Raw genomic sequence first — 284 nt, 5'->3', positions numbered from 1 at the left:
GCCTTGAGTTTCTTTAACGCTGCGCAAGGTTGGTGATGTCCCACTGCGCCGAGGATTTCAGGCCTGCCAGTTCATCCACAGCAATCGGCACCGAGACCGGCAAACCTGGCCGGGCGCGCACCGAATATGCAGTCACGGTGCTTCCGCCACGGCTGTTGCGCAGGTAATCAATGAAAATTTTCCCTACCCGGTTTTTCGGCCCCATGGTCGCGGTGAAGCGTTCGGGCAACTGACGGCTGACGAATTCGGCGATAGCCTTGGAGAAGGCTTTAACCGTGTCCCAG

1 pseudogene is annotated in these 284 nt (G+C 58.1%); it reads right to left on the bottom strand.

Features of this window, described 5'->3' with window-relative positions:
- Positions 1 to 16: 16 nt before the first annotated feature.
- Positions 17 to 284, bottom strand: a pseudogene (gene ligD, locus ALO43_RS02690) (non-homologous end-joining DNA ligase LigD); the annotation flags it as partial.

It is taken from the genome of Pseudomonas tremae, from assembly GCF_001401155.1.
GTDB classification, from domain to species: domain Bacteria; phylum Pseudomonadota; class Gammaproteobacteria; order Pseudomonadales; family Pseudomonadaceae; genus Aquipseudomonas; species Aquipseudomonas tremae.
The sequence above is the reverse complement of the archived record's forward strand: the minus strand, read 5'-3'. Positions and strand labels throughout refer to the sequence as shown.